Genomic DNA, 8163 nt, shown 5'->3' with positions numbered 1-8163 from the left:
TTTTGGCACGCTGTTGAGTTCTCAAGGAACGGACGCTTCCTTTGTACTCACCCGAGCTACTTCCTCGGGCTTTCCTCCGGGCGCTTCCCTTCGGTGTTCCAAACTCTATCAGTGTTTTTCCGGCCTCCTGACCACCATTCTGCAGACATGCAGAAGGTGACCCCGAGATAGGATCTGAGCGAGTTTGGTGCTGCCGGGTTCGGACACCAAGCAAGTGTCGCTCGCCCCCGGGCAGGAGTACGACTGTACAGGGGGCCGTGGAGCGGGTGCAAATCACTCGGAGGGGTGGTCTAGACCTCTAACGCGCAGCTATCGTGCGGAACGGGTACTTCATCTAGATCTCCACCCTGGGAGGCTTCCCATGACCACCGTGACGTCCCCTCTCGCAGGACGCGCCATCGGACTGACCGCGGTACCGGATCCCGTCTTCTCGGGAGCGATGGTCGGCCCTGGCATGGCCATCGACCCGGTGCGTGAGGCGGGGGACGCCGTGTCCCCCCTCGACGGAGTGATCGTCTCCCTGCACCCGCACGCGTTCGTCGTGGTCGACGGCGAGGGGCACGGTGTGCTCACGCACCTCGGCATCGACACCGTGCAGCTGAACGGTGAGGGCTTCGAGCTCCTCGTCAACAAGGGCGACACCGTGCGGCGCGGCCAGTCCGTGGTGCGCTGGGACCCTGCGGCCGTCGAAGCCTCGGGCAAGTCCCCGGTCTGCCCGGTCGTGGCGTTGGAGGCCACGGCCGACTCCCTCTCCGAACTCCGCGACACCGGCGAAGTGAAGGCCGGCGACACACTCTTCGGCTGGCAGTGAGGTCAGCGCCGTACCGGACCGCAAGTTCCACAACCACTGCGGCGGGCCCCGCCGCACTATCGGAGACAGGTGAGATGGAGACAACGCTGCGAGGCGTCGGTGTGAGCCACGGTGTGGCGATCGGCGAGGTTCGGCACATGGGAACGGCGGTGCTGGAGCCGCCCGCCAAACAGATCCCGGCCCAAGATGCGGAGCGCGAGCAAGGGCGTGCGCGCAAGGCCGTGGACGCGGTGGCCGCCGATCTGATGGCGCGAGGCAATCTGGCCGGGGGTGAGGCTCAGGCGGTGCTGGAGGCCCAGGCCCTGATGGCGCAGGATCCCGAGCTGATGGCGGATGTGGAGCGACGTATCGCCGTGGGGAGCACGGCGGAGCGCGCTGTCTACGACGCGTTCGCCGCGTACCGCGCCCTGCTGGCAGGGGCCGGCGAGTACCTCGCGGGCCGGGTGGCGGACCTCGATGACGTGCGGAATCGTATCGTCGCGCGGCTCCTCGGGGTCCCGATGCCGGGTGTGCCGGACAGCGACGAGCCGTATGTGCTCATCGCTCGTGACCTGGCACCCGCGGACACGGCGTTGCTGGACCCGACCCTCGTCCTCGGTTTTGTCACCGAGGAGGGTGGGCCGACGAGCCACAGCGCGATCCTTGCTCGGGCGCTCGGAGTGCCAGCCGTGGTGGCGCTGCCGGGAGCCGGGGAACTGGCCGAGGGCACGGTGATCGCCGTGGACGGCAGCACCGGTGAGATCTTCGTGAACCCGAGTGCGGAGAAGAAGTCCGAGCTGGAGGCCGCCGCGGCGGCACGGAAGGCCGCGCTGGCCGCTTCCAGTGGGCCGGGGGCGACCTCCGACGGGCACAAGGTGCCGCTGCTGGCCAATGTGGGCGGTCCCGCCGATGTGCCGGCGGCCGTGGAGGCCGGGGCCGAGGGCGTCGGGCTCTTCCGTACCGAGTTCCTGTTCTTGGACGACAGCAAGTCGGCGCCGTCCGAGGAGAAGCAGGTCCAGGCGTACCGGCAGGTACTGGAGGCCTTCCCCGAGGGACGTGTGGTCGTGCGGGTGCTCGACGCCGGCGCCGACAAGCCGCTGGACTTCCTGACCCCGGCGGACGAGCCGAACCCGGCACTCGGTGTGCGTGGGCTGCGGACGCTGCTCGACCACCCCGAGGTGCTGCGGACGCAGCTGACCGCGCTCGCCAAGGCAGCCGAGGGCCTGCCGGTGTACCTGGAGGTCATGGCGCCGATGGTCGCGGACCGCACGGACGCGAAGGCGTTCGCCGACGCCTGTCGTGAGGCGGGGCTGCGGGCCAAGTTCGGTGCCATGGTGGAGATCCCGTCTGCGGCGCTGCGGGCGCGCTCGATCCTGCAGGAGGTCGAGTTCCTGTCCCTCGGGACGAACGACCTCGCGCAGTACACGTTCGCGGCCGACCGGCAGGTGGGTGCGGTGTCCCGGCTGCAGGATCCGTGGCAGCCCGCGTTGCTCGACCTCGTGGCGCTGTCCGCCGAGGCGGCGAAGGCCGAGGGCAAGAGCTGTGGGGTCTGCGGTGAGGCGGCGTCGGATCCGCTGCTCGCTTGTGTGCTGACCGGTCTGGGGATCACCTCCCTGTCCATGGGTGCGGCGTCGATTCCCTATGTGCGGGCGACGCTGGCGAAGTACACGCTGGCGCAGTGCGAGCGGGCGGCGGCTGCCGCGCGTGCGGCGGACACGGCCGAGGAGGCGCGCAGCGCTGCGCAGGCGGTGCTGTCGGGCGAGTAGCGCCGCGACGATCGGCTGGTGCCAGGGGGCGCTCCACCCGCGGGTGGAGCGCCCCCCGCGTTCAGTGGGTGTGTCCGTCCGTGGCCGTGCCGCCTTGGCGGAGGTCGTCGCCGAGGTCGGGTGGGGTGCAGTAGTCGACGCCGGACTCCGGGGAGACGAGGTCCCCGGAGTCAATGTCGGTGCAGTAGGCGTCGAAGACCTCGCCCGCGGTGAGGGGTGCGAGACCGTCGCCGTGCAGGCGCCAGCCGTAGACGCGGTCGGTCGCGTCCGGGGCGGTGGTGCGCATGACGAGCCCACCGGGGCTGCGGGTGGCGAGGCCGAGGGCCAGGATCGTGGCGAACTCCAGTGCCTCGGACTCGTCGAGTTCGGTGGCTCCATCGGCGTTCTGGTCGGCGTGGAGGACAGCCGCGAGTGCCTGGGGGCGGGCCGAGACACTGCAGACGAGGTGGCGCTCGCCGGGGCCGGCAGTGTCGAGGATGCGCTTGAGCAAGTGCATGGCGCGGGCGAACGAGGCGCGGCCGATGTCCTCTCCGCAGGAGGCGCAGTCACCGATCTGGGCGAGGAACGTGGTGGCGTACTCCCAGGTGGCGAGGCGGACGGCTTCGTCGATGAGTTCGGGGACGAGCTCGGTGAGGGGCTGTCCCTCGTACGGGAGGCTGGCGCCTGTGGCGGCGAGTTCGGCGGTGAAGCGGGTGCGGCTGGCTGGGGTGTCGGGTTCGAGGCCGGTGTCGGCGCAGAACTCGGCGTACTCCTCGGGGTCGAAGAGGGCGACCGTGGTGTGGTTGCCCTGCGCGGCGAGTGTCCTGAGCAGGGCTTCCACTTGCTGGAGGTAGGTCGTGTGGTCGTCGAAGGTGAAGCTGCGGTAGCGCCGCATCGCGGTGAAGTCGTGCTCGTCGGCCAGCAGGCCGATGGTGCCGGTGATCTCGCGGCGCAGGACGCGTCGCATGCTCTGGTGGCTGGTGTGTGCCATGTCTTCCCCCTGTGCGAGCGGTCGATCAATGCTCACTCACGGTAATCGCGGGCACTGACAACGCGGGCTCGTCCGAGGGTCAGGCCCGTTTGCGGGCCAGGTCCTCGTAGAAGCGCAGGAGGTCGAGGTTGTCGATGGAACCCGGGTTGACGGCCTTTTCCAGGGGGGTGCCCTGGAGGAGGCGTTTGATGGGGACCTCGATGCGTTTGCCGGTGAGGGTGTGGGGGACGCCGGGGACTTCGATGACTTCGTCGGGGACGTGGCGTGGGGAGAGCTGTTCACGGATGGTCTGTTTGATGCGCGTCAGGAGGGCCTCGTCGAGAGCCGCTCCGGGGGCGAGTTGGACGAAGAGCGGCATCCAGTAGCCTCCGTCGGGCTGTTCGACGCCGATGACGAGGGATTCCTTGATCTCGGGGAGGCGTTCCACGGCTTCGTAGATGTCGGCCGAACCCATGCGGACGCCCTGGCGGTTGAGCGTGGAGTCGGAGCGGCCGTGGATCTGGACGGAACCTCGGGAGGTGAGGGTGATCCAGTCGCCGTGGCGCCAGACGCCGGGGTAGGTGTCGAAGTAACTGTCGTGGTAGCGGGTGCCGTCGGGGTCGTTCCAGAAGTGGATCGGCATGGACGGCATGGGGTTGGTGACGACGAGTTCGCCGACCTCGTCGATGAGGCGTTCGCCGCTGGGATCCCAGGACTGCAGGTCGGTGCCGAGGCAGGGGGCCTGGAGTTCGCCGATGTGGACCGGGAGTGTGGGAACGGCTCCCGCGAAGCAGGAGCAGACGTCGGTGCCGCCGCTGACGGACGCGATCCAGAGGTCCTCGCGGACCTCGTCGTGGAGCCAGCGGAAGCCGTCGGGCGGGAGCGGGGAGCCGGTGGTGCCGACGCACTGGACGCGGGAGAGGTCGTAGTCGCGTCCGGGGTGGATGTCGGCCTTGCGGCAGGCCATGACGTAAGCGGCGGAGGTACCGAAGAGGGTGGCGGCGGTGCGTTCGGCCACGCGCCACTGGGCGCCGGTGTCGGGGTACCCGGGGCTGCCGTCGTACAGAACGATCGTGGTGCCGGTGAGGAGGCCGGAGACGAGGAAGTTCCACATCATCCAGCCGGTGGAGGTGTACCAGAAGAAGCGGTCCTGGGGGCCGAGGTCGCAGTGCAGGCCGAGTTGTTTGAGGTGTTCGACGAGGATGCCGCCCTGGGACTGGACGATGGCCTTGGGGAGGCCGGTGGTACCGGAGGAGTAGAGCACCCACAGGGGGTGGTCGAACGGGACCTGTTCGAAGGTGGGGTGTACGTCCGCGGAGGTCACGGCGGACCATTCCAGGGCGCCTTCGGGAGCCCCGGTGCCGAGGAGTGGGATGTGGACGACGGCGCGCAGGGTGGGCAGTTCGCGGCGGAGTTCGGCGACGACGTCGCGGCGGTCGTGCTCCTTGCCGCCGTAGCGGTAGCCGTCGACGGTGAACAGGACGGTGGGTTCGATCTGTTGGAAGCGGTCCAGGACGCTGCGGGCGCCGAAGTCGGGGGCGCAGGAGGTCCAGACGCCGCCGACGGCGGCTGTGGCGAGGAGGGCGACGACGGCCTCGGGGATGTTCGGGAGGTAGCCGCTGACGCGGTCTCCGGGGCGTACGCCGAGGACGCGGAGTTCGGCGGCGAGGGAGCCGACCTGGCGGCGCAGCTCCGACCAGGTCACCGGGCGGGGTTCGTGGGTCTCGTCGACGTGGAGCAGGGCCGGTTCGTCGGCGCGGGTGTCGGCCGCGCGGAGGGCGTGTTCGGCGTAGTTGAGGGTGGCTCCGGGGAACCACTGGGCGCCGGGCATGGCGGGATCGCCGAGCACGCGCGCGTAGGGGGCGGAGAACCGTACGTCGAACCACTCGGTGACGGCCTTCCAGAACGTCTCGAGTTCGTCGACGGACCAGCGGTGCAGGGCCGGGTATCCGCCCTCGGCAGGGGCTCCGTGGTGCTCGGCGGCCCAGGACTGGAACTGGGTGATCCGGGCCCGGGCGATGCGGTCCGCGTCCGGCTGCCAGAGCGGCGAGGGGTTCGCTGAGGTCATGGAGTGGCTCCCGGACTGTGCGCGTCGTGTGCCTGGGGCGCGCACGGGCACGGGTATGCGCGTGACGCGGCTGACAGGGACGATGCCATGTGATCGACTTCCGCACCAGGGTGAGCGCCGGACGGACGGTTAAGTGAAGATGTGCCGCCACTGCGGGTGAACGGAAGTTGAACGGTTCACACGAACGGCCCGGTCGGTGGCAGGGTGAGCAGCATGGACGGTCGTGACCTGGTGCGTTCGGTGAAGGCGATCGGTTCGACGGGGGTGGCTCAGGGGCTGCGCACCGTGCGGGCCGCGTGGCGCAGGAGGCGTGCCGACGCCGCCGGTTTGCCGGCGCGGGGCGCCGAGCGGGCCCGGGTGCCCGGCCTCGTGGTGGGCGTGGAGCCGGGGCCCGGCGGCGGGACGGTCCGGTTCAGCCGGTCCGAGTTGCGGGTCACCGTCGATGTGCACGGAGCGGTCTTCTGGGGCTGGGACGGGGCCGGGCCGGAGCCGTCGTACGCGCTTGCCGGTCGGTGCCCCGACCCGGATCCGCGGGCTGTTCTGGAGCCGGACAAGGACGGCGCCTGGCGGGTCGTGGCCGAGCGCGTGACGGTGGTCGTGTCGCGGCACGGAGCGGTCGAGGTCTGTACGCCCGGTGGGGTGACGCTGCGGCGTGATCTGCCGCCCCGGTGGTGGGAGCCGGTCGGTGGGGGCGAAGCTCGGTGGGTGCAGCGGTCGGAGGTGACGGCCGACGCGCGGTTCTTCGGTCTGGGCGGGCGTGCGGGTGGTCCCCGGCTGCGTGGTGGCACGTATCGGCTGTGGAACACGGATCAGGGTCGCGCGTTCGCTCCCGGTGACGATCCGCTGTACATCACGATGCCGGTGCAGATGGTGGTGGCCGACGCGGCGACGCATCTGGTGTTCCACGACACGACGTGGGACGGCACGGTGACGTTGCGCGAGGGCGAGGAGGGCGCGGGGTCGGGGCACGATCGGCCTGGGACGTCGGAGCTGCGGATGGACGGCGGCCCGCTGCGCTGTTGGGTGATGGTCGGCACCCCCGCGCGCGTGCTGCACGCCTGGGCCGCGCTCACGGGGGCTCCGGCGCTGCCGCCCGCGTGGGCGTTGGGGCATCATCACGCGCGATGGGGTTTCGGCAGTGAGCGGGAGGTGCGGCGGATCGTCGCGGGCTACCGGGAGCACGGTCTGCCACTCGACGCGATCCACCTGGACATCGACCACTACGACGCCCATCAGGTCTTCACCGTCGACGCGGAGAACTTCCCGAAGCTGCCCGCTCTCGCCGAGGAGTTGCGTCGCGACGGGATCCGGCTGGTGTCGATCGTCGACGCGGCGGTCAAGGCGCTGCCGGGAAACGCGGTGTTCGACGGTGGTACGGCCGAGGACGCTTTCGTGCGGGATGCCGCCGGCCAGGTCGTGGAGGGCCTGGTGTGGCCCGGGGTGTCGGTCTTTCCGGACTTCACGCGTGCGCGTACGCGCACGTGGTGGGGCGGTCTGTACGCGGAGCGGCTGGCGCAGGGCTTCGCCGGGTTCTGGCACGACATGAACGAGCCGACGTCGTTCACGGCGTTCGGTGAGAACACGTTGCCCCGGTCGGTCCTGCACGATCTGGAGGGCCGGGGTGGTGATCATCGTGAGGCGCACAACGTCTACGCGTTGTGCATGGCCCGCGCCGGGTACGAGGGGCTGCGCGAGTTGGTCCCGCAGGAGCGGCCGTTCGTGTTCTCGCGCTCCGGGTGGGCCGGTATGCAGCGCTACGGGGGCACGTGGTCCGGGGACGTGGCCACGGGCTGGCCCGGACTGCGGGCTTCTGTGTCGCTGGTGCTGGGGCTGGGTCTGTGCGGGGTGCCGTACTCGGGTCCGGACGTGGGCGGGTTCGACGGGAGTCCGTCGCCGGAGCTGTATCTGCGGTGGTTCCAGCTCGGCGCGTATCTGCCGCTGTTCCGTACGCACGCGAGTCTGCGGGCGGGGCGTCGGGAGCCGTGGGAGTTCGGGGGCGAGATCGTCGAGCACGCGCGCGTGGCGCTCGTGGAGCGGCGGCGGCTGTTGCCGTACTTCATGACACTGGCCCATCTGGCGCGCCGTACGGGTGCGCCGTATGTGCGCCCGCTGTGGTGGGACGCGCCCGATGACCGGACGCTGCGGGACTGCGAGGACGCCTTCCTGCTGGGTGACTGTCTGCTGGTGGCGCCGGTGCTGGTTCCGGGGGCGGACCGGCGTGCGGTGCCGCTGCCCCGGGGCCGTTGGTACGACACGGTGACCGGACAGGTGTACGAGGGGCCGGGTCAGGTGTCGTTGGAGGCGCCCCTGTCGCGTGTCCCGGTACTCGCGCGCGCGGGTGCCGTGTTGCCGGTCCGGGGCGCCGACGGCGGCCTGGAGCTGGAGGTGTGGGCACCCGCGCGCGGGCGGACGGGGGGCGGGCTCGTGGTGCCGGACGCGGGCGACGGCTGGGACGAGCCGGAGGTCGAGCGTTACTCGGCACGCTGGGAAGGGCGGCGTGTGGTCGTGGAGCGGGACGGGGACGAGGGGCCGGTCGAGCCTTCGTACCCCGTGCGGGTACGGGGGCTCGACCGGGAGTGAGCCTGTTCCG

The 8163-nt window shown here is 70.6% G+C and carries 5 protein-coding genes; 3 read left to right on the top strand and 2 right to left on the bottom strand.

Annotation, left to right across the window (positions count from 1 at the left end; translation table 11 throughout):
* Positions 1-361 precede the first annotated feature (361 nt).
* Positions 362-811, top strand: coding sequence for a glucose PTS transporter subunit IIA (locus ACFY9I_RS39090; RefSeq protein WP_391011327.1), 450 nt, complete (start codon positions 362-364; stop codon positions 809-811).
* 74 nt (positions 812-885) lie between these two features.
* On the top strand, positions 886-2556 hold the full coding sequence (gene ptsP, locus ACFY9I_RS39085) for a phosphoenolpyruvate--protein phosphotransferase (protein ID WP_391011324.1): 1671 nt from the start codon (positions 886-888) through the stop codon (positions 2554-2556).
* 61 nt (positions 2557-2617) lie between these two features.
* On the opposite strand, the gene ACFY9I_RS39080 is transcribed toward ptsP, so the two are convergent.
* Both ACFY9I_RS39080 and ACFY9I_RS39075 read right to left on the bottom strand, forming a co-directional pair.
* Positions 2618-3526 carry a hypothetical protein gene (locus tag ACFY9I_RS39080; RefSeq protein ID WP_391011322.1) on the bottom strand — a complete coding sequence of 303 codons (909 nt, stop codon included), beginning with the start codon at positions 3524-3526 and terminating at the stop codon, positions 2618-2620.
* Positions 3527-3605: 79 nt separating this feature from the next.
* A complete protein-coding gene (locus ACFY9I_RS39075; RefSeq protein WP_391011319.1) occupies positions 3606-5573 on the bottom strand; it encodes an acetoacetate--CoA ligase in 1968 nt (655 codons plus the stop codon).
* 213 nt (positions 5574-5786) lie between these two features.
* On the opposite strand from ACFY9I_RS39075, the gene ACFY9I_RS39070 reads away from it, so the two are divergent.
* Positions 5787-8153 carry a TIM-barrel domain-containing protein gene (locus ACFY9I_RS39070; protein ID WP_391011316.1) on the top strand — a complete coding sequence of 789 codons (2367 nt, stop codon included), beginning with the start codon at positions 5787-5789 and terminating at the stop codon, positions 8151-8153.
* The last annotated feature ends 10 nt before the right edge of the window (positions 8154-8163 follow it).

The organism is Streptomyces sp. NPDC012510, from assembly GCF_042955065.1.
GTDB lineage: Bacteria > Actinomycetota > Actinomycetes > Streptomycetales > Streptomycetaceae > Streptomyces.
Note: the sequence above shows the minus strand (reverse complement) of the source record. Positions and strands in the feature narration are given on the sequence as shown.

Excerpts from the sequence above, each read along its gene's own strand:
- ACFY9I_RS39090 (WP_391011327.1), top strand. The coding sequence starts at position 362 with ATGACCACCGTGACGTCCCCTCTCGCAGGACGCGCCATCGGACTGACC.
- ACFY9I_RS39080 (WP_391011322.1), bottom strand. The coding sequence starts at position 3,526 with ATGGCACACACCAGCCACCAGAGCATGCGACGCGTCCTGCGCCGCGAG.
- ACFY9I_RS39070 (WP_391011316.1), top strand. The coding sequence starts at position 5,787 with ATGGACGGTCGTGACCTGGTGCGTTCGGTGAAGGCGATCGGTTCGACG.
- ACFY9I_RS39075 (WP_391011319.1), bottom strand. The coding sequence starts at position 5,573 with ATGACCTCAGCGAACCCCTCGCCGCTCTGGCAGCCGGACGCGGACCGC.
- ptsP (WP_391011324.1), top strand. The coding sequence starts at position 886 with ATGGAGACAACGCTGCGAGGCGTCGGTGTGAGCCACGGTGTGGCGATC.